This is a genomic window from Vibrio sp. 1727, from assembly GCF_033344415.1.
GTDB classification, from domain to species: Bacteria; Pseudomonadota; Gammaproteobacteria; order Enterobacterales; family Vibrionaceae; genus Vibrio; species Vibrio alginolyticus.
Genome location: NZ_JAWPOT010000308.1, coordinates 1 through 674, shown reverse-complemented (window position 1 = coordinate 674; position 674 = coordinate 1). Strand labels below are relative to the sequence as shown.

Annotated in this window: 1 protein-coding gene; it reads left to right on the top strand. The window is 46.1% G+C overall.

The genetic code is table 11. The features are described from left to right. Nucleotides 1-674 (top strand): efflux RND transporter permease subunit (locus tag R8O10_RS25415; protein ID WP_318191983.1); only part of this gene is annotated, 674 nt, incomplete at both ends.

Sequence of the window (674 nt, the reverse complement as noted above, 5' to 3'; positions counted from 1 at the left end):
ATCTTGAACGTGCAAAACCGAGTGTCACAGATTGAGTCAAAACTGCCTCAGGAAGTACGCATGGTCGGCGTGACGGTGAAAAAGCGTTCTCCTGTCCTATTGATGGTTCTGAACTTCTATTCACCAGACGGCAAGTACGATGACCAATTCTTAATTAACTACATCAACTTGAACGTAAAAGATCAGTTGGCGCGCGCGAAAGGCATTAGTGAAGTAAATGTAATTGGTGGTGGTGAATATGCGATGCGCGTGTGGTTGGACCCAGAAAAAATGGCCAACCTCAAGCTAACGACATCGGATGTATATGCTGCTTTAGCGGAGCAAAACGTTCAGGTTGCTGCTGGCCGTGTTGGTGCCGCGCCGTACAATAACCCGCAAGAAGTGCAGTTTAACCTAGTGACTAAAGGTCGCTTAGAAAGTGTGAGCGAGTTTGAAAACGTTGTTCTTCGTGCCAATCCAAATGGCTCTACGGTTTATCTAAAAGACGTTGCTCGTGTTGAACTGGGTAAGAAGTTCTACGATGGTAACGGTAAGTTCCGTGGGCAAGATGCTTCGATTGTCGCTCTGTCACTTCAGTCTGATGCAAACGCATTAGAAAGTGGTAAAGCAGTAATGGAACTGCTTGAACGCTTGAGCGAAAACTTCCCTGAAGGTATGACTTACGAAACCAGCTA